Source organism: Luteimonas viscosa, from assembly GCF_008244685.1.
GTDB lineage: Bacteria > Pseudomonadota > Gammaproteobacteria > Xanthomonadales > Xanthomonadaceae > Luteimonas > Luteimonas viscosa.
Map to the genome: position 1 here is coordinate 160,982 of NZ_VTFT01000002.1, position 19,277 is coordinate 180,258.

The 19,277-nt window shown below is 69.5% G+C and carries 19 protein-coding genes; 10 read left to right on the top strand and 9 right to left on the bottom strand.

Features of this window, described 5'->3' with window-relative positions:
• Window positions 1-28: 28 nt before the first annotated feature.
• Window positions 29-1,081 carry a sugar phosphate isomerase/epimerase family protein gene (locus FZO89_RS15435; protein ID WP_149104328.1) on the bottom strand — a complete coding sequence of 351 codons (1,053 nt, stop codon included), beginning with the start codon at window positions 1,079-1,081 and terminating at the stop codon, window positions 29-31.
• A gap of 97 nt (window positions 1,082-1,178) precedes the next feature.
• Here FZO89_RS15435 and FZO89_RS15440 point away from each other — a divergent pair, with 97 nt between their 5' ends.
• The 3 genes from FZO89_RS15440 (at window position 1,179) to FZO89_RS15450 (ending at window position 5,509) form a co-directional block, all read left to right on the top strand.
• Complete coding sequence (locus FZO89_RS15440) at window positions 1,179-2,192, top strand: LacI family DNA-binding transcriptional regulator (protein ID WP_149104329.1); 1,014 nt, start codon at window positions 1,179-1,181, stop codon at window positions 2,190-2,192.
• Window positions 2,193-2,991: 799 nt separating this feature from the next.
• Complete coding sequence (locus FZO89_RS15445; RefSeq protein WP_149104330.1) at window positions 2,992-4,527, top strand: fumarate hydratase; 1,536 nt, start codon at window positions 2,992-2,994, stop codon at window positions 4,525-4,527.
• Between the two features lie 346 nt (window positions 4,528-4,873).
• Window positions 4,874-5,509, top strand: a complete 636-nt coding sequence (locus tag FZO89_RS15450) for a glutathione S-transferase family protein (RefSeq protein ID WP_149104645.1) — start codon at window positions 4,874-4,876, stop codon at window positions 5,507-5,509.
• Between the two features lie 10 nt (window positions 5,510-5,519).
• Here FZO89_RS15450 and FZO89_RS15455 read toward each other — a convergent pair whose 3' ends face one another.
• The 4 genes from FZO89_RS15455 to FZO89_RS15470 all read right to left on the bottom strand — a co-directional run bounded on the left by FZO89_RS15455 (window position 5,520) and on the right by FZO89_RS15470 (window position 9,783).
• On the bottom strand, window positions 5,520-6,785 hold the full coding sequence (locus FZO89_RS15455) for a phospholipase D-like domain-containing protein (protein ID WP_149104331.1): 1,266 nt from the start codon (window positions 6,783-6,785) through the stop codon (window positions 5,520-5,522).
• Between the two features lie 117 nt (window positions 6,786-6,902).
• On the bottom strand, window positions 6,903-8,054 hold the full coding sequence (locus FZO89_RS15460) for a phospholipase A (protein WP_149104332.1): 1,152 nt from the start codon (window positions 8,052-8,054) through the stop codon (window positions 6,903-6,905).
• Window positions 8,051-9,193 carry a mechanosensitive ion channel family protein gene (locus FZO89_RS15465; protein ID WP_187471217.1) on the bottom strand — a complete coding sequence of 381 codons (1,143 nt, stop codon included), beginning with the start codon at window positions 9,191-9,193 and terminating at the stop codon, window positions 8,051-8,053. The genes FZO89_RS15460 and FZO89_RS15465 overlap by 4 nt, the downstream gene beginning before the upstream one ends.
• An 86-nt stretch (window positions 9,194-9,279) precedes the next feature.
• The gene (locus FZO89_RS15470; protein WP_149104334.1) at window positions 9,280-9,783 is read right to left on the bottom strand and encodes a DUF456 domain-containing protein; all 504 of its coding nucleotides are present in this window, start codon (window positions 9,781-9,783) and stop codon (window positions 9,280-9,282) included.
• 182 nt (window positions 9,784-9,965) lie between these two features.
• Between FZO89_RS15470 and FZO89_RS15475 the strand changes: the two genes are divergently transcribed.
• Window positions 9,966-10,214, top strand: coding sequence for a hypothetical protein (locus FZO89_RS15475; RefSeq protein ID WP_149104335.1), 249 nt, complete (start codon window positions 9,966-9,968; stop codon window positions 10,212-10,214).
• 193 nt (window positions 10,215-10,407) lie between these two features.
• Here FZO89_RS15475 and FZO89_RS15480 read toward each other — a convergent pair whose 3' ends face one another.
• Both FZO89_RS15480 and FZO89_RS15485 read right to left on the bottom strand, forming a co-directional pair.
• The gene (locus tag FZO89_RS15480) at window positions 10,408-10,881 is read right to left on the bottom strand and encodes a peptidoglycan-associated outer membrane lipoprotein precursor (protein WP_149104646.1); all 474 of its coding nucleotides are present in this window, start codon (window positions 10,879-10,881) and stop codon (window positions 10,408-10,410) included.
• Window positions 10,882-11,052: 171 nt separating this feature from the next.
• Complete coding sequence (locus FZO89_RS15485; RefSeq protein WP_149104336.1) at window positions 11,053-11,523, bottom strand: hypothetical protein; 471 nt, start codon at window positions 11,521-11,523, stop codon at window positions 11,053-11,055.
• A gap of 62 nt (window positions 11,524-11,585) precedes the next feature.
• On the opposite strand from FZO89_RS15485, the gene FZO89_RS15490 reads away from it, so the two are divergent.
• Window positions 11,586-12,380, top strand: coding sequence for a tRNA threonylcarbamoyladenosine dehydratase (locus tag FZO89_RS15490; protein ID WP_149104337.1), 795 nt, complete (start codon window positions 11,586-11,588; stop codon window positions 12,378-12,380).
• On the opposite strand, the gene FZO89_RS15495 is transcribed toward FZO89_RS15490, so the two are convergent.
• Window positions 12,361-13,173: a TatD family hydrolase gene (locus FZO89_RS15495; protein WP_149104647.1), complete on the bottom strand. Its 813-nt coding sequence runs from the start codon at window positions 13,171-13,173 to the stop codon at window positions 12,361-12,363. The two genes, FZO89_RS15490 and FZO89_RS15495, sit on opposite strands and share 20 nt — an antisense overlap.
• A gap of 24 nt (window positions 13,174-13,197) precedes the next feature.
• Window positions 13,198-13,431 (bottom strand): DUF6116 family protein, encoded by a 234-nt coding sequence (locus FZO89_RS15500; protein WP_149104338.1) that lies wholly within the window; start codon window positions 13,429-13,431, stop codon window positions 13,198-13,200.
• Between the two features lie 169 nt (window positions 13,432-13,600).
• On the opposite strand from FZO89_RS15500, the gene FZO89_RS15505 reads away from it, so the two are divergent.
• From FZO89_RS15505 to FZO89_RS15520, 5 genes are all read left to right on the top strand, one after another.
• On the top strand, window positions 13,601-14,362 hold the full coding sequence (locus FZO89_RS15505; protein WP_149104339.1) for a glycine zipper 2TM domain-containing protein: 762 nt from the start codon (window positions 13,601-13,603) through the stop codon (window positions 14,360-14,362).
• Between the two features lie 125 nt (window positions 14,363-14,487).
• On the top strand, window positions 14,488-15,651 hold the full coding sequence (locus FZO89_RS15510) for an acyl-CoA dehydrogenase family protein (RefSeq protein ID WP_149104340.1): 1,164 nt from the start codon (window positions 14,488-14,490) through the stop codon (window positions 15,649-15,651).
• A gap of 49 nt (window positions 15,652-15,700) precedes the next feature.
• Window positions 15,701-16,252: a GNAT family N-acetyltransferase gene (locus FZO89_RS18585; RefSeq protein ID WP_187471218.1), complete on the top strand. Its 552-nt coding sequence runs from the start codon at window positions 15,701-15,703 to the stop codon at window positions 16,250-16,252.
• The gene (locus tag FZO89_RS18590; protein WP_187471219.1) at window positions 16,249-16,890 is read left to right on the top strand and encodes a glutathione S-transferase family protein; all 642 of its coding nucleotides are present in this window, start codon (window positions 16,249-16,251) and stop codon (window positions 16,888-16,890) included. Before FZO89_RS18585 ends, FZO89_RS18590 begins: the two co-directional genes overlap by 4 nt.
• Window positions 16,891-16,984: 94 nt before the next feature.
• Window positions 16,985-19,261, top strand: a complete 2,277-nt coding sequence (locus FZO89_RS15520; RefSeq protein ID WP_149104342.1) for a thiamine pyrophosphate-dependent enzyme — start codon at window positions 16,985-16,987, stop codon at window positions 19,259-19,261.
• The last annotated feature ends 16 nt before the right edge of the window (window positions 19,262-19,277 follow it).

Here is a 19,277-nt window from a genome sequence, read left to right on the forward strand (position 1 = left end):
GGTGTTGCCCGCATCACGCGGTATGGATTCAAAGCCCCAGCATGCCGCGCAGCGCCTTCGGGTCGGCGCCGCCATCGGCAAAGTCGTCGAAGGCGCGTTCGGTCACGCGGATCAGGTGCTCGCGCACGAAGGCCGCGCCCTCGCGCGCGCCGTCCTCCGGGTGCTTCAGGCAGCACTCCCACTCCACGACCGCCCAGCCCGGGAAATCGTACTGGGCCAGCTTCGAGAAGATCGCCTTGAAGTCGACCTGCCCGTCTCCGAGCGAGCGGAACCGGCCCGGGCGGTCGATCCAGCCCTGGTAACCGCCATAGACGCCGCTGCGCGCGTCGGCGCGGTACTCGGCGTCCTTGGCGTGGAACATGCCGATGCGCGCGTGGTAGCGGTCGATGAAGCCCAGGTAGTCCATCTGCTGCAGCAGCAGGTGGCTGGGGTCGTAGAGGATCTTGGCGCGCGGATGGTGGTCGACCGCGTCCAGGAACCGCTCGAAGGTCGCGCCGTCGTGCAGGTCCTCGCCCGGATGGATCTCGTAGCACAGGTCCACCCCGCAGTCGTCGAAGGCGTCGAGGATCGGGCGCCAGCGGCGGCCGAGTTCGGCGAAGGCCTCGTCGACCAGGCCGGACGGACGCTGCGGCCAGGGATAGAAGTACGGCCAGGCCAGTGCGCCGGAGAAGGTGGCGTGCGCGGTGAGGCCCAGGCGCTGGCTGGCCTGCGCCGCCAGCTTCAGCTGTTCCACCGCCCAGGCCTGCCGCGCGGCCGGGTTGCCGCGCCGGTCTTCCGGGGCGAAGCCGTCGAACAGCGCGTCATAGGCCGGGTGCACGGCCACCAGCTGGCCCTGCAGGTGGGTGGACAGTTCGGTGATCCGGATCCCGTGGCCGGCCAGCATGCCGGCGAGGTCGTCGCAGTAGACCTGGCTCTCCGCGGCCCGGGCGAGATCGAAGATGTGCGGCGCGCTGGTCGGCACCTGCACGCCGCGATAGCCCAGTCCGGCGGCCCATTGGGCCAGGGTGTCCAGGCGGTCGAACGGAGGCTCGCCGCCGATGAACTGGGCCAGGAACAGCGCCGGGCCCTGCAGTGTCCGCATGCCGAATGACCTGATGCAATCGATTGCATCCGATCCTAGCATGCGATGATCGGGGCACGCGTTGTGCACTGCATCGCGCGCATCCGGGGACGGGGACATGGCCACCATCTACGACATCGCCAGGCACGTGGGCGTCTCGGCGGGCACCGTGTCCCGCGCGCTCTCGCGGCCCGAAAAGGTCCTGCCGGACACGCGAAGGCGCATCGAGCAGGCCGCCGCCGCGCTGGGCTATGTCCCCAACGCGTCGGCCCGGACGCTCAAGACCCAGCGCAGCGGCAAGATCCTGATCACGGTCCCGGACATCGGCAACCCGTTCTTCGCGCAGATCCTCAAGGGTGCGGAGGAGGCCGCGCAGGCGGCCGGCTACGCGGTCCTGCTCGGCGATACCGAACACCAGGCGGAGCGCGAGGAGCGCTACGCGCAGATGCTGCCGCGCAACCAGGCCGACGGCATGATCGTCCTCGGCCACCGGCTGCCGCCGACCGCACGGGAGATCGTCCGGCAGCTCGGCGCGAAGGCGCCGGTGGTCAACGGATGCGAGTTCGAACCGACGCTGGGGATTCCCAGCGTCCACATCGACAACGCGGCCGCGGCGCGCACGGCGATGGAGCACCTGTATGCGCTGGGGCACGCGCGGGTCGCCGTGGTGGGTGGCCCTCCCGACAACCCGCTGCACCGGCAGCGCCTGGAAGGAGCCATGGCCGCGGCCAGGGCGCACGGCCGCCTGGACCTGCTGACGACGGTCCCCGGCGACTTCTCGGTGGAGTCCGGCCACGCGGCTGCGACGAAGTTCCTGGCCCAGGCGCCTGCGCCCACCGCCGCGTTCTGTTTCAGCGACCAGATGGCGTTGGGCGTGCTCGCGGCGTGCCGGGACCTGGACGTCCGCGTGCCGCAGGATTTTTCCGTGGTCGGTTTCGACGACCTGGCGTCCTCGCGCTACCTGAGCCCGCCGCTGACCACGATCAGCCAGCCCATGCGGGAGATCGGCGTCCGCGCGGCCAGGCTCCTGCTGGCCATCATCGAGGGGGTGGAGGTGCCGCACCAGCAGACCCTGGACTTCCGCCTGATGCTGCGTGGGTCCACCGCCGCGCCGCCACGTGGGCGCGTCTGACGCAGGGTGAGGGTGCGAGGGTGGCCGCGAGGCGCGGGCGGAGCCCCTCAGAATTTTGCTTCTTCTCCCATTCGAGGGAGTTCAGCTGGGTTGCAAGCGATCTGGATCAGGCCTGCGGCGGGGAGTCGTCCCGGGCCGGGGGTTACTCTTCGGCTCGGTCAGTCCGCTCCGCGGTCCGGCCCGGCGCAGCGCGCCGGGCGTTCGCACGGCCGCGCGGCAGTGCCGCGCAGACGTCCGTGCTCACCCATGGCTGACTCGCCGCCGCAGCGCATCCATGCGCTGCTCTCCGCAACCCCCGCCCCGGAACGACCATCGGCCAGTCACTGGCGTGGTTTCGAAAAATGCGCGCCATCGAGCCATCGCAGCATCAGTCGCAGTGAGCCGCGTCCTGGCGGCTGGGGATCGCGACAAGCAAAACATGGATGTTTTGCGCGCGAGTCAGGGCAGGGAGAGCGTGGATGGCTTGCGCGGCATGCCGCGCATCCACGCGAGCGCCCGGCGCGCTGTGCCGGGCCGGACCGCGCAGCGGCCCTGACCGAGCGAAAAGCGATCCCCGGGCGACAGGGCGTGGCGTCAGTCCGAAGCCCGGACGTGGCGCTTCTTCCCTATTGCATCCAGCTCCCCTCGGTTGGGAGAAGAACCAGAATTTTCCCGCAGCGCGGGGGCGAGCAGCGGGCGCGCCCGATGCCGTGCCCTTCCGGCCGGCGGAAAAAATTGATGCGCCCTTGAACCCGCAGGAACGGGGCGAGCGCGCTCCGGGCAGCTAAAATGGGCGTTCCCGCAAGCCGCCGAGCCAGCCGTGACCCTCGCTTCTACCAGCACGATCAAGCAGGACGACCTGATCCAGTCGATCGCCGACGCCCTCCAGTACATCAGCTACTACCACCCGGTCGACTACATCCGGAACCTCGCCGCCGCGTACGAGCGCGAGGAGTCGCCCGCGGCCAAGGACGCGATGGCGCAGATCCTGATCAACTCGCGCATGTGCGCCGAAGGGCACCGACCGATCTGCCAGGACACCGGCATCGTCACAGTGTTCCTCGAAGTCGGCATGGACGTGCGCTGGCAAGGTTTCACCGGCTCGCTCGAGGACGCCGTCAACGAGGGCGTGCGCCGTGCCTACAACCACCCTGACAACAAGCTGCGCGCCTCGGTGCTGGCCGATCCGGCCGGCAGGCGCCAGAACACGAAGGACAATACGCCGGCCGTGGTCAACATGAAGATCGTCCCCGGCAACACCGTCGACGTGATCGTCGCGGCCAAGGGCGGCGGTTCCGAGGCGAAGTCGAAGTTCGCGATGCTCAACCCGTCCGACTCGATCGTCGACTGGGTACTGAGGACGGTGCCGACCATGGGCGCGGGCTGGTGTCCGCCGGGCATGCTCGGCATCGGCATCGGCGGCACCGCCGAGAAGGCGATGCTGCTGGCCAAGGAAGCGCTGATGGAGCCGATCGACATCCAGGACCTGATCGCGCGCGGCCCGTCCAGCCGCGCCGAGGAACTGCGCCTGGAGCTGTACGAGAAGGTCAACGCGCTGGGCATCGGCGCCCAGGGCCTGGGCGGCCTGACCACGGTGCTGGACATCAAGGTCAGGGACTACCCGACCCACGCGGCCAACCTCCCGGTGGCGATGATCCCGAACTGCGCGGCCACGCGCCATGCGCACTTCACCCTCGACGGCAGTGGCCCGGTCGCGCTCGACCCGCCCTCGCTGGAGGACTGGCCGAAGCTGACCTACAACCCGCAGAACGCGCGCCGGGTGAACCTCGACACCATCACCCGTGAGGAGATCGCCACCTTGAAACCCGGCGAGGTGCTGCTGCTCAACGGGAAAATGCTCACCGGCCGCGACGCCGCCCACAAGCGCATGGTCGACATGCTCGACCGGGGCGAACCGCTGCCGGTCGACCTCAAGGGCCGCTTCATCTATTACGTCGGCCCGGTCGATCCGGTGCAGGGCGAAGTCGTCGGCCCGGCCGGCCCGACCACGGCCACGCGCATGGACAAGTTCACCGAGCAGGTCCTGGCCCAGACCGGCCTGCTGGGCATGATCGGCAAGGCAGAACGTGGCCCCGCGGCGCTGGAGGCGATCAGGAAGCACCGCTCGGTGTACCTGATGGCGGTCGGCGGCTCGGCCTATCTGGTGTCGAAGGCGATCCGCGCGGCGCGGGTGGTCGCGTTCGAGGACCTGGGCATGGAGGCGGTCTACGAGTTCGAGGTGCGCGACATGCCGGTGACGGTAGCGGTCGATTCGAACGGCACGTCGGTGCACGTCACCGGGCCGCGGGAATGGCAGGCCAGGATCGGGAGGATCCCGGTGGTCGAGATCGCCTGAGCATCGCGCGGCCGGTAGGTGGATTTCTTCCTTCGATCGAAATGACAGGTGTCCTGCAGAACGACCGAATAGGGCCCGTCGCTCCAACTGGAAGAAAATGCCTGTCGTTCCGACTGAGAAGGGCTGTCATTTCAACTGGTAAGGGCTGTCATTTCGACTGCAAAAAGGCCTGTCATTCCGAACTCGCGCAGCGGGTGAGGAATCCCGCACTGCGCACTTTCCTGGCGCGGGGGCAATCGCAGGCTGGCCGCGTCCGGCCGGCGCGCCGGAACGCACGGGAATCGCCCGGTGTTCGACGACGCAGGCGCAGGCGATAATCGCGGCATCCCCGATGCGCGTGAAGTCCATGTCGATCGTCCTCTACGGTTCTCCCAGCACCGCGTCCCTCGTCGTCCACTGGTTGCTGATCGAGCTCGGCGTCGAACACGAACTGCGCATGCTCGACTTCGACCGGCGCGAGCAGAAGTCGCCGGACTATCTCGCGATCAATCCGCAGGGGCGGGTGCCCGCGCTGATGATGGACGGGCAGGTGCTGACCGAGTCGGCGGCGATCGTCATGCAGCTCGCCGACCTCCATCCGCAGGCCGGGCTGGCGCCGGGCGTCGGCGCGCCCGCGCGGGGCGACTACTACCGCTGGATGCTGTTCTGCGCCTACACGCTGATGCCGGCCTACCGCGACTGGTTCTATCCGGACGAGCCTGCCGGCCCGCAGAACGCGGAACGCGTGCGCGCATCGGCGCGCGCGGTACTGGAGGAGGCCTGGCAGCAGCTGGCCGACCACCTCGCCGCGGGCGGTCCGTACCTGCTCGGCGAGCGGCGCAGCGCCGCCGACTTCCTGCTGACCATGCTGATGCGCTGGTCGCGCAACATGCCGCGTCCCAGCGACGACTGGGCGCCGCTCGCCGTGCACGCGGCGCGGATGAAGGCATTGCCGTCCTTCGCCGAGGTCTATCGCCGCGAAGGCATCACCGACTGGACGTGATGCCGCCGGGTCAGATCTGCGATCGGATCGGCCGCATCACGGTTTCGATGAACCTGTCCCGGAGCGGCCGGCGCGACCACATCGCGTAGTCGTACTGCTTCGCCTGCTCCAGGTCGCGCTCGAACACCGCGGTCATCTTCGCCGCGAAACCGCGGTCGTAGACGTTGAGGCTGGCCTCGTCGTTGAGCCGGAACGAACGCATGTCGAAGTTGGTCGAGCCCACAGAGACCAGCTCGCCGTCCACCACCAGCAGCTTCACGTGGGTCATGGTGGGGCGGTACTCGTGGATCTCGACGCCGCCTTGCAGCAGGGGCCCCCACGAAGCCTTCGACGAGAACCGCACCGTTTCCGAATCGATGTGCTCGCCCGGCAGCAGCACGCGCACGCGCACGCCGCGCCCACGCGCGGCCAGCAGCGCATCGCTGATGAGTTCGTCGGGCACGAAGTAGGCCGCGCACAGGTCGATGCTGATGGTCGCGGCGGCGATGGCGGTGAGATACATCAGGTGCATGCTCTCGCTGCCGCCTGCCGGCGAGGCGATGAACAGGTGCGCGTCCATGTCGCCGGCGCGCTCGAGTTCGGGGAAATAGCCCTCACCGTTGAGCAGTTCGCCGGTGGTCTTGATCCAGTTGTCGTTGAAGGCCGCCTGCAGCTGCGCCACCACCGGCCCTTCGATCCGGAAGTGGGTCTCGCGCCAGTGGTCGGGATCCTGCGCGTGGCCGGTCCACTGGTCGGCGATGCCGACGCCGCCGGTGAAGCCGATGCGGCCGTCGACCACCAGCAGCTTGCGGTGGGTGCGGTTGTTCAGGCGCCGCAGGTTGTACCAGCGCAGCGGCCGGTAGCGCTCGACCCGCACACCGGCGTCCTCGATCAGCGCCAGCAGTTCTGCGTCCATCTTGACGCTGCCGGCCCAGTCGAGCATCAGGTGCACCGTCACGCCCCGGCGCGCGCTCGCCGCCAGGGCATGCGCGACCTGCCTGCCGATCTCGCCCGACCAGTAGATGTAGGTCTCCATGGTGACGGTGTGGCGCGCGCCGGCGATCGCCGCGAGCATCGCCGGGAAGATCTCGTCGCCGTTCTGGAAATCCTCGACGAGGTTGCCCGGGAGTACCGTCGGGCCGAGCAGCACGGACATCTCGCGCCGGAACTGCGGATCCGACACAGCGTGGCGGTGCTCGACCTTCTTCTCGATCTTCTTCTCGGGCCTGGCGAAGTTCAGAGCCAGGAACACCGCCAGGATGGTCAGCACGATCGTCGACACGATGGTCCAGGTCATGCGGCGATGGCTCCGGCGGCGGGTCTGGGTGGCGCGGGCGGGTGGGACGCGCTGGCGCGGGCCGGCACTGTGCCGGCCGCCTCGCCATGGCGACGTGAAGGCGAAACGTCCGCTGGCTCAGTCGCCATGCGGCGCGAACCACTCCTGCAGGGAAACGCCCAGGCCGATGTAGGTGGCCTTGTGGTTGTAGTCGATCAGGCTCTCGCCGTAGCCATGGAACAGCTGCAGGCGGCCGCGCATCGGCAGCGAAGGATGGATCGGAAATCCCCAGTCGAACTGCACCGCGCCATGCGAGCGATCGCCGCCGCGCAGCGAATGCCGCGCCATCAGCGAGAACTCGTTGCGGCCGCGGACGTGGGTCAGGGTGACGTCGCCGCGGCCGATGTAATCCTCGATGCCTGGGTTGTCGTCGTCGCCGCCGTCGGAGACGCGGATCCAGGGACGCAGCATCAGCGCCCAGTCGTCGCGGTCCAGGCCGATGTTGAACATGATCCGGTTCCAGCTGCGCGAGAGCGGGTCGCCGCGGCCGTTGGACTGGTGGTTGATGCCCACCGCGGCCATGCGCCCCTTCCAGTCGCCGAGACTGTAGGCGTTGCGGAACACCAGCAGGATTTCCGGTTCGTAGTTGGTTTCGCGGAACGGCCGCGACTGCTCGCTGTTGTAGACCTGCCAGCGGGAGGACTGCGTGTAGCCCATCCAGACGTCGCCGTTGTCGCCGAACAGGTTCTCCACCGCCTTGGTCTTGAAGCTCAGCTGGAACTTGGTTTCGACCGAATCCTGTCCGATCGGGTCGGTCACGGTATTGTCCGGATTCGCCGAGGAGGGCGTGTCGTTGGTCCGCGAGGTCCAGAACGCCGGCATCAGGTACACCGGCTTGTAGACCCGGAAGTTGAACAGGCCCAGCTTGGAATCGCGGGCCAGCTCCCAGCGGCTGTCGAGCAGCGAGCCACGCCCGGCATTGGCCAGGGCCTGGCCGATCTCGTCGTCGTGGCGGAACAGGTCGTTCGCCTGCGGAGTGCGGGTGCCTGGCGCGGCCTGGTCAAGGGCTTCGGCTTCCAGCGCCTGGCGCGCGCGTGCCGCGGCAAGGTCCGCCTCGATCGGTCCGGCGGAATCGCGCCGGGCGAGCGCGTCGTAGCAGGCGAGCCGCGCGGCGTCGGTCTCGATGGCCAGGCAGGTCGCCAGCGATGGCTCCGTCGCCGGCTGCGCAAGCAGGGGTGCCGACGCGAGCGCCATCAGGGCCAGGGGAAGCGGAGTCTTGAACGTGCTCATCTAGCGTCGGGTCCCCGTTCGAGGAGGTTGGCGCCGCCGTCGGCAGCCTGTTGCGCCTCGGCCAGTTGCGCATCGATGTCGCGGTTCACCGAGGTATCGGCATCGGTCCCGAGAACGGGTTCGGCATCGCCGCGGACTTCGGCGCCACGGCTTTCGTCGCGCGCGGTCAGCAGGTGGTATGTGGTGCGGGGCCCCTCGATGCCGGCGCGCGCGTAAGCAGCCTTGACCATGCGGATCGCCTCGCTGCGGACCTTGCCCAGGTCGCTGTGGCGCTGGTCGATCCAGCCGAAGAAGCGCAGCACGATGCCGGTCGGCGCGAATTCCTGCACGCTCCACGACGGGCCCGGGTCGGACAGCAGGCCCTCGATCCGGCACACCTGTTCGAGCCCCAGCGACTGCGCCCTGTGGATCGACTGGCCGACGTCGATGGTGACGGCGAAATCGAAACGCCGCTTCGGATTGCGGCTGTAGTTGAGGATGATCGCCTTGAACACCAGCGCGTTCGGCAGCCGCAACTCGTTGCCGTCGAGCGTCATCAGCAGGGTCGAACGCGAGTGCAGCGCGACCACCTTGCCCTCGTTGCCGTCGATCACCACGTGGTCGCCCGGTGCGAACGGCTGGCGCAGGCTGAGCAGCACCCCGGCGACGTAGTTCTCGGCGATGTCCTTGAAGGCGAAGCCGAGCACCAGGCCGATGACGCCGGCCGAGCCCAGCACGGCGCTGACCAGGGCGGTGGCCTGGAGCAGCTCGAGAGCGATCAGCACGCCGGACAGGACCAGCAGCGCGCGCAGGACGTTGCGGATCAACGCGTCCATGTACGGATTGTCGGTCCGCAGTCGCAGCAGGTGCAGGCGCCGCGAGACGAAGCCGCCCAGCCATGCCGCGAATGCGACGATCAGCAGGGCGACGAGCAGCAGGGGCAGCTTCGCCGCCAGTTCGGCCAGGCGCGCGGCAACGCGGCCGAAGGTGAAGTCGAAGCGTCCGCGGATGTCATCGGGAGGTGGCGCGTCGGTGGCGGGTTCGGTCGCCGTCGGCGCCTGTGCGGGCGCGACGGCATCCGCGGCCTGCATCGCCTCGACCGGCAGCGTCGCCAGCAGGCCGGACACGAGCAGCAACGCCAGCAGGATCACGCGGGCCATGGAACCAGGGGCGAAGCGAACGAGCACAGGCATGCGGGGATGGGGCGGGGGAAGCGGCAGTCTATCGCCCCGCTGGCGATGGCGTCTCAGTCGGTCCACCAGGCCAGCGCGAAGATGCCGACCATCGCGAATGCGATGGTGATCTTGAGCACGGTGCCGACGAAGATGCCGAACCAGGTGCCGACGCCGACCCTGGTGGCCTGCCCGAGGTCGCGGTGGCCGATGCCCCGGCGCGCGACCAGTTCACCCAGCACCGCGCCCACGAACGGTCCGACGAACACGCCCACCAGTCCGAAGAACAGCCCGACCACGGTGCCCACCAGCGCACCGACCACCGCCAGCCGGCTGGCGCCGACGCGCTTGGCGCCGGCCGCGGACGCGAGGAAGTCGACCCCGATCGAGATCAGGGTCAGGACCGCGAGCAGCAGCAGCGTCCAGCCGCCGATGTGCTCGAACCCGCCCGCCCACGCCGCCAGCAGCATGCCGGCGAATACCAGCGGCAGACCGGGCAGCGCCGGCAGGATGATCCCGGCCAGGCCGACCAGCACCAGCAGGACCGCGATGGCGTAGTAGACCGATTGCGCTTCCATGGGAACTCCGTGGACGGCGGAAGCCGTCTGCCCGCTCATTCTGGCAAAAGCGTCCGGGCCGCGCCCGTCTTCCTGCGTCTTCGCGCGATCATGACCGCCCGCGCCCGGTGGACGCGTTGTGTGTTGCGCATACGGGCGCGCGGGGCGTCCGACGCAAGCGACCGTCCGGGAGGAGAACCATCATGTCATCCGAGCGTCAGACAGGTACCGTCAAGAGCATCAGCGCCGGCGCAGGGCAAGTGCTGGTGGGCAGGAGCGGAGGCGGCGGCGACATCGCTTTCACCGGCGCGGACTTCGCCGCCCTGGGCGGGCCCTCGCCCTTCGTCGGCCAGCGGATCAGCTTCCTCGTCGACGCCGGGGATCCGGACAGCGTCCACCTGGACGCGGCGTGGCACGAGTCCGACGGTGGCGGGGGCGGCAGCCACGCCTGACCGCAGGCGGAGTGCCGGGACGGCGTACGCGATCGGCGGCCGGCAGGTCCTGGGCGCTCCGGAGACCCGGTGGCGTCACGCAGGCGATCCATGCGCCGGCGAACCCGGGGCTGGCGGACGCCAGGGACGGAAACGAGGATGCCGCCGGTCGTACACGACCGGCGGCATCCAGGGCGATGCGGAAAGGCCGGGCTCAGTAGACCCAGGCGCGACCGTTCTGCACGCGCACGTACGAGCCTTCGCGGATGCCGCCCAGGTCGGCCTGATGGACCGCGGTGGTGCGTCCATCGTCCATGCGCACGTGGACGGTGTAGCCGCTGCGGTTCGCTTCCACGCGGTTCTGGATCGCATTGCCCGCGACGGCGCCGCCGGCGGCGCCTGCGGCGATGGCCACGTTGCGACGCCCCTCGCTGTCCGTGTTGCGACGCGCGAGCTCCTTGGCCGCGACCGCGCCGACGATGCCGCCGAGCACCGGCCCGGCGACGTTGGTGCCACCGCCGGCAGCCGACGTTTCGATCGCGACCACCGTGCCGCAGTCGAAGCAGCGGCCCGATGCCGGCGCGGTCCCCGCACTGCCGTAGCCCGGACCGTAGCCGGGGGAGGTACTGGCGCAGCCGGCAACGGCCAGCGTGGCGATCGTGGCGACACAGGTCATGCGCATGCGGATGCTCATCGGGAACTCCTCGGCTTCGTGGACGACGGGCCGCGGGGCGCGGCACGGGTCGAACACTAGGCGGCTCCCGGTGAACGTCGCGGCAATCCTCCCCCCGACCCGCCGACCGCAGGCGAATCGATGCAGTTGCGGTTCAGCCGCTTCGCGCGCGTCGAGGGTCCTGGCTCAGCGGAAATCCTGGTGGCAGGCCTTGCACGCCTCTCCGACCTGGTCGGCGGCGCGGGTGACGCCTTCGCAGCCCACGGGCGGCGAGGACAGCGCCGCGTCGAGCTCGCCGCGGAACTGTGCCGCATGGTTGACGAAGCGCTGGTCGTCACGCAGGTCGGGAAACGCACGCTCGAAATCGTTGCCGAGGCTGCGCAGTGCCTGCAGGTGGGGCAGGGTGTCGGTCGGGCTGCAGCGGTTGGCGGTCGCGTTGTCGCGCATCTGCGCGGCCTGGGCCGACAGCAGGTGCATCAGCGCGTCGGGATAATGGTCGCGCCAGGTCTTGCGCGCTTCCAGCGAGCGCAGCAGCATCACCACCGCCACGATGCCGATGACCAGCCCCAGCAGGAAGACGAAGAGGTATTTCGACGCGGCCGATGGCGGTTTGCGAACGGGGCTGGAGCCGGATGCTGGGGGTGGCGTGGTCGACATGGCAGGCTCCGTGAAGGGCATCGCGACGATAGCACGCGGTCGCCGCCGGCTAGACTTGCACGATGGAACAGGTGTGGAGCGAGCGGTTTTCCGGCATCGACCGGCTGTACGGCCGTGGCGCGGTCGAGCGCCTGCGTGGCAGGCGCGTGGCGGTGGTCGGTCTCGGCGGGGTGGGGTCGTGGCTGGCCGAGGCGCTGGCGCGCAGTGCGGTCGGACACCTGTCGCTGATCGATGCCGACGACCTGTGCCTGTCCAACACCAACCGCCAGTTGCCCGCGCTGGACGGCCAGTTCGGCCGCAACAAGGCCGAGGCGATGGCCGAGCGCTGCCGCGCGATCAATCCCGCGCTCTCGCTCGACGTGGTGCCGGCATTCCTCACCTCCGGCAACCTGGGCGAGCTGCTCGATCGCGGCTTCGACCTCGTGGTCGACGCCTGCGACAGCTTCCGCAGCAAGGTCGAACTGATCGCGTGGTGCCGGCGGCGCAAGCTGCCGGTGCTGACCGTCGGCGCCGCAGGCGGGCGCACCGATCCCACCCTGGTGCGCGTGCGCGACCTCTCGCGCACCGAACACGACGCGATGCTGGCCCTGATCCGCAGGAAGCTGCGCGGCGAATTCAACTTCCCCAAGAACCGCGACCGCTACTTCGGCGTGCCGGCGGTGTACTCGCTCGAGAACGTGAAATACCCGCAGGCCGATGGCTCGGTGTGCGGAACGCGGCCGCAGGTCGGGCCGGATGCGGCGCTGAAGCTCGACTGCGGCACGGGGCTGGGCGCCGCCACCCACATCACCGGCGCGTTCGCCTTCGCCGCCGCGGGCAAGGCGCTCGAGATCCTGCTCAGGCCGCAGCGCCCGTAGGCGTGCCGGCGGCGAGCCGGGCAGGCGGCAGCGGCAGGCCGAACAGGTGCGCTGCATTCGCGCTGGTTGTCCGGGCGATTTCGTCCGGGTCGGCGTCGCGCAGGGCCGCGACCGCCTGCAATACGGTCGCCAGGCGCCCGGGTTCGTTGCGCTGCCCGCGGATCCCGGCATCGGGCTGGTCGGGCGCGTCGGTTTCCAGCAGCAGGTGCTGGAGCGGCATGTCCGCCACCAGCCTGCGCAGTCGTCTGGCACGGTCGAAGGTGACCGGGCCGCCGATGCCGAGCAGGAAGTCGAGCCGCCACAGCTGTCGCGCCTGCTCCTCGCTGCCGGACCAGCTGTGGACCACCCCCCGCAGCCCGCCGATCCGGCGCAGGCTCGCGATCACCGCATCGACCGCGCGGCGGGCGTGCACGATCACCGGCAGGTCGAACTCGCGGGCGAGCCGCAGCTGGCCTTCGAAATACGCCTGCTGCGCCTCGCGGTCGAGGCCGTCGACGAAGTAGTCCAGTCCGCACTCGCCCACGGCGACCGGCCGCTCGCGCTCGATCCACCCGCGCAGGTCCTGCAGGTGCACGGATCGATGCGCCTCCAGGTACATCGGGTGCAGTCCGTAGGCGGGGTAGAGGCCCGGCGATCCCCCGCATACGTCGCGCAGCTTCGGCCACGCATCGGCCTGCACGGCGGGAACGACCTGGGCGCGTACGCCGGCCTCGCGTGCCCGCGCAACCACTTCATTGCGGTCGAGGTCGAATTCCGCCGCATCGAGATGGCAATGGCTGTCGATCAGCAGCATGTCGGGCACGGGGCGCGCGGCTGGTCAGGATCGACGCGTGGCCTCGCCCTCGAGCGGGGATGCCGGCGGCGGCTTGCGGTCCTTCCAGTTCGCCAGCAGCAGGGTGCCGAGCCCGAGCACGATCTCGTCGATGAACGGGATCGGGTCGAACGGCCACAGGATGCTGATCGCGAACGCGACCGCGGTGAGCTTGAACAGGGTGGGGAAACGCAGTCCGCGCGCCCAGCCGAGCAGGGGCAACAGCAGCGGGTTGGCCATGCGGGTGGCTCCTGGGAAGGCGATGCCGCGACGCTAGCACGGCCCACGGGCGCTGGCGATTCATTCGACCGTCAGCTTGCGGGGAACTTCTCGGGGTCTCGTTCAGCTTGGCAATGCTGCAATCTGTTCCGCACGTTCGATGTGGGCACGAGACCCCTAGGAGGAAGTAATGAAGAGCAATACTCTGGCCATTGCCCTGGCGTCGTTGCTGGTGGGCGGCGTGGCGGTCGGTGCCTACCACAACAGCCGCGACAAGGGCCCGCTCGGTGCTGAGGAGACGATCGCGGAGGACGCCGCGGCCCGCCTCGACTACGCACCCGTCCTTGCGGTGACGCCGGTGACCGAGAAGGCGGAACTGTATGCCACCGTGATCGGCGCCGAACCGGTGCGCGAGACCACCACGTCCACCAGCCCGCGCCAGGTCTGCGAGGACGTGGTGGTGCAGGAGCGACTGCCCGAGCGCGACGGCAACGTCGGTGGCGCGGTGGCCGGCGCCGTCATCGGCGGTCTGGTCGGCAACCAGGTCGGCAGCGGCAATGGCCGCAAGCTGGCGACGGTGGCCGGCGCGGTAGGCGGCGGCTTCGCCGGCCGCGAGGTCGACCGGCGCCACGTGGGCGGCCGCGTGGTCGAACGTGTCGACCGCCAGTGCCGCACGGTCCACGACAGTTCGCAGTCCTCGCGGGTGGTGGCCTACAACGTGACGTACCGCAACCCCGACGGCACCACCGGCACGATGCGCACCGGGGACAAGCCTGGCGAGCGGATCGCGCTGGGCAGCGAGGATCGGACCATCGGCTACGACGTCACCTATGAATACGAAGGCGTGGAGAAGACGGTGCGGATGGACGAGGATCCGGGCGAGCGGCTGCCGGTCGTCGACGGCGAGATCATGACCCGGATGGCGGCCACGGAGACTCCCGACCGCGGCTGATCCCGGCTCCAACGGCAAGGCGTTCCCCCGACGGGCCGGCATCTGCCGGCCCGTCGGCGTTCCGGGCTCCGGCAACCGGGCCGGCGGAACGTACAATATGAAACCTTTCCGTCCGACGCCGCCCCATGGCCCTGCATCCCTACGACCTCTACGACGTCCGTTCCCTGCTCAGCGAGGAGGAGCGCGCGGTGCAGGACGCCGTCGCCCGTTTCACCGACGAACGGGTGTTGCCGATCATCGGCGACTGTTTCGACGAGGGTCGCTTCCCGGCCGAGCTGGTCCCGGAAATGGCCGGGCTCGGCCTGCTCGGTGCGACCCTGCCCGAGGAGTACGGCTGCGCCGGCCTCAACGCCGTCAGCTATGGCCTGATCTGCCAGGAACTCGAGCGCGGCGACTCCGGGCTGCGCAGCTTCGCCAGCGTGCAGTCCTCGCTGTGCATGTACCCGATCTTCGCTTACGGCAGCGAGGAGCAGAAGCGCCGCTGGCTGCCGGACATGGCCGCGGGCAAGGTCATCGGCTGCTTCGGCCTGACCGAGCCGCAAGGCGGTTCGGATCCGGCGAACATGAAGACCCATGCGAAACGCGACGGCGACGACTGGGTGCTCAACGGCTCGAAGATGTGGATCACGAACGGCAACCTGGCCCACATCGCCATCGTCTGGGCGCAGACCGACGACGGTATCCAGGGGTTCGTGGTCGAGAAGGATTTCGCCGGCTTCAGTGCGCAGGAAATCAAGCACAAGATGAGCCTGCGCGCGTCGGTCACCAGCGCGCTGTACCTCGACAACGTGCGCGTACCCGACGCCAGCCGGCTGCCGAACGTGAAGGGCCTGAAGGGCCCGCTGGGCTGCCTCACGCAGGCGCGCTACGGCATCACCTGGGGCCCGATCGGCGCCGCCGTCGCCTGCCTCGACGAGGCGCTGAACTATTCGAAGGAACGCATCCTGTTCGACCGCCCGGTCGCGGCCACCCAGAGCGCGCAGATCAAGATGGCCGACTGGGCGCGGCGCATCACCGGCGCCCAGTTGCTGTCGCTGCAGCTCGGCCGGCTCAAGGACGCCGGCAGGATGCAGCCGACCCAGGTGTCGCTGGCGAAGTGGAACAACTGCCGCATGGCGATCGACATCGCGCGCGAGGCACGCGACCTGCTCGGCGGCGCAGGCATCACCACCGAGCACTGCCCGATCCGCCACGCACTGAACCTGGAATCGGTGATCACCTACGAGGGCACGGAGACCGTGCACCAGCTGGTGGTGGGCCGGGAACTGACCGGCATCAACGCGTTCTGATCAACGTTGTCGCCCGCCCCGCGCGGCGGGGCAGGGCCGGGGGCTCGACATGACCGATCACGGTCCCGTTCTGGAAACCGAACGCCTGATCCTGCGGCTGCCGCGGATCGGGGATTTCCCGCGCTACGCCGAGCTGCTGGCGGACGAGGAGGCCTGCCGCTACATCGGCGGGCACCAGCCCGCCGGCGGCGCCTGGCGGCGCTTCCTGCAGATGCCGGGGGCATGGGCGCTGCAGGGCTTCGCGATGTTCTCCGTGATCGAGAAGGACAGTGGTCGCTGGGTCGGGCAGATGGGGCCGTGGCAGCCGTTCGGCTGGCCGGGGACGGAGATCGGCTACGCCTTCCATCGCGATGCCTGGGGCAGGGGCTATGCGACCGAATCGGCGGTCGCGGCGATCGACTGGGCGTTCGCGCAGCTCGGGTGGGACGAAATCATCCATTGCATCGATCCGGACAACCTCGCCTCGCAACAGGTCGCACGGCGGTTGGGGTCCACGCTGCGCGGCCCCGGCAAGCTGCCGGCGCCTTTCGACGAAGCACGGGTCGACATCTGGGGGCAGACGCGCGCGCAGTGGCAGCACAACCGGACGCGCTTCGCATGACCACGGTGCACGGCTACTCCACGTCGGGCAACTGCCACAAGCTGCGCCTGTTGCTGGAACAGCTCGACCGACCCTACCGCTGGGTCGAGGTGGACAGTTCCAGGGGCGAAACCCGCACGCCGGAATACCTGGCGAAGAATCCCAACGGCAAGGTGCCGATGCTGGAGCTCGACGACGGCCGCGTGCTGGTCGAATCGAACGCGATCCTGTGCTGGCTGGCCGAGGAGACGTCGTTCCTGCCGCCGGACCCCTGGCAGCGTGCGCAGGCGCTGAGCTGGATGTTCTTCGAGCAGTACAGCCACGAGCCCTACGTCGCGGTGGCGCGCTTCATCCGCGGGTGGACGCCGCCCGATTCCCCCCGCCGCGCGGACCTGCCGCGGCTGCGCGAACGCGGCCACGAGGCGTTCGCGGTGATGGAGCGGCACCTGGGCGGCCATGCATGGTTCACCGGCCCCGAATACGGCGTTGCCGACATCGCCCTGTTCGCCTACACCGACGTCGCCGGCGACGGCGGCTTCGACCTCGCCGCGTACCCCGCAGTGCGCGCCTGGCTGGCGCGCGTGCGCGCGACGCCCGGCTTCGTCCCGATGCCGGCGCCACCCAGCGAGGCACAGGCACTGCTCCACCAATCCCCGTAGGCCGGCCTCCAGCCCGCCGCTTCCGCCCGGGCGCCGCCCGCCAATGCGTGATCCGCCGGTCACGCGATCCGACGACCACACACGAAGACCCTGCATGTTCGCCACCGTCCCGAATCCGATCCCGGCCCGCATGAAGGGCCTCAACCGCGCCGAGATCTGCGACGTCAACTTCATCGAGTACGTCAGGTCGTGGAGCGGCAAGATCGATGCGACACCTGCGGCCGACGAGACGATCCTCGAAGGCAGTGCGCTCGATGCCCGCGGCTTCCGCGAGCTGTTCGAGTCGCAGCTCATCAGCCGCCACCTCGACCTGATGGCGCGCGTGCTGCGCGTGCAGAACAAGGTGTTCTACACCATCGGCTCCAGCGGCCACGAAGGCAATGCGATGGTCGCGCGGCTCACGCGCCACACCGATCCGGCATTCCTGCACTACCGCAGCGGCGGCTTCATGGCCGAGCGCTTCCGCAAGCTGCCCGGAATGGATCCGGTGATGGATTCGGCACTGTCGTTCGCCGCATCCAAGGACGATCCCGCCAGCGGTGGTCGCCACAAGGTGTGGGGCAGCAAGCCGTTGTGGGTGCTGCCGCAGACCTCGACGATCGCCTCGCACCTGCCGAAGGCCTTCGGCACGGCGGTCGCGATCGAACAGGCGCGTCGCATCGGCCATGCCCTGCCGGTGCCGGACGACAGCATCGTGGTGTGTTCGTTCGGCGATGCATCCAGCAACCACGCCACCGCGCAGACCGCGTTCAATGCCGCGGCCTGGACCGCCTACCAGAAGCTGCCCGCGCCGGTGCTGTTCGTGTGCGAGGACAATGGCATCGGCATCTCGGTGAAGACGCCGGGCGGCTGGGTGGCGCGCAACTTCGGCCAGCGTCCGGACCTGGATTACTTCCATGCCGACGGCCTCGACCTGGCCGCGGGCTACGGCGACGTGCAGCGTGCGGTCGAACACTGCAGGCGCACGCGCCGCCCGACCTTCCTGCACCTGCGCACCACCCGGATCATGGGTCACGCCGGCACCGACTTCGAGATCGAGTGGCGCAGCGTCGAGGAGCTGTGCGCGGTGGAGGCAGGCGATCCGCTGCTGCGTTCGGCCGCGATCGCGCTGGAATCGGGGCTGATGTCGAAGGAGGAGATCCTCGGCCTGTACGAAGCCACGCGTGCGAAGTGTTTCGCCGCCGCCGAGGATGCCGACCGCCGGCCGCGCCTGCAGACGCTGGACGAGGTGATGGCGCCACTGGCGCCGTACTCGCCCGCAGCCGTCCGGGAAGAGGCGTCGCGCGCCGACTACGCCGATCGCCGCATGCAGGCATTCGGCGGCGAGGCGAAACTGCCCGAGCACCAGCCGCCCCGGCACCTCGCGATCCAGATCAACCAGGCGCTGCACGATCTGTTCGCCAAGTACCCCGAGGCGCTGCTGTTCGGCGAGGACGTCGCGCAGAAGGGCGGCGTCTACACCGTGACCAAGGGGCTGCAGAAGGCCTACGGCGCGCGCCGCGTGTTCAACACCCTGCTCGACGAGACCATCATCCTCGGCCTCGCCCAGGGCTACGCCAACATGGGCATGCTGCCGCTGCCGGAGATCCAGTACCTGGCGTACTTCCACAACGCCTGCGACCAGATCCGCGGCGAGGCGGCGAGCCTGCAGTTCTTCAGCAACGGCCAGTACCGCAACCCGATGGTCATGCGGATCGCGTCGCTCGGATACCAGCGGGGATTCGGCGGGCATTTCCACAACGACAATTCGATCACCGCGCTGCGCGACATCCCCGGGCTGGTGGTGGGCTGTCCGTCGCGCGGCGACGATGCGGCGACCATGCTGCGCACGATGATGGCGCTTGCGAAGGTCGACGGCCGCGTCTGCGCGTTCCTGGAGCCGATCGCGCTGTACATGGCCAAGGACCTGCACGCGCCGGGCGACGGTGGCTGGCTGACCGGCTATCCGCCGCCCGACCAGGCGATGCTGCTGGGCGAGGAACGCGTATACCACCCGGACGCGAAGGACCTGGTGGTCTTCACCTTCGGCAACGGCGTGCCGATGAGCCTGCGTGCGGCGCGGTCGATCGAGGCGAAGCAAGGCTGGAAGGTGCGCGTGGTCGACCTGCGCTGGCTGGTGCCGCTCAACGAAACCGCGATCGCGCGCCATGCCGGCGAATGCGACCGCATCCTGGTGGTCGACGAGGGCAGGCGCAGCGCCGGGGTCGGCGAGGGCATCGTCACCGCGATCGCGGAAGCCGGCTATCGCGCGCGACCGTTCCGGCGCGTGGTCGGCGCGGACACCTTCACGCCACTGGCGGGCGCCGCGTTCCTGGTGATCCCGTCGGACGAGGCGATCGTCGCCGCGGCGGACGCCCTGGCCGCGGACTGAGGCCGCGGACGGCAGT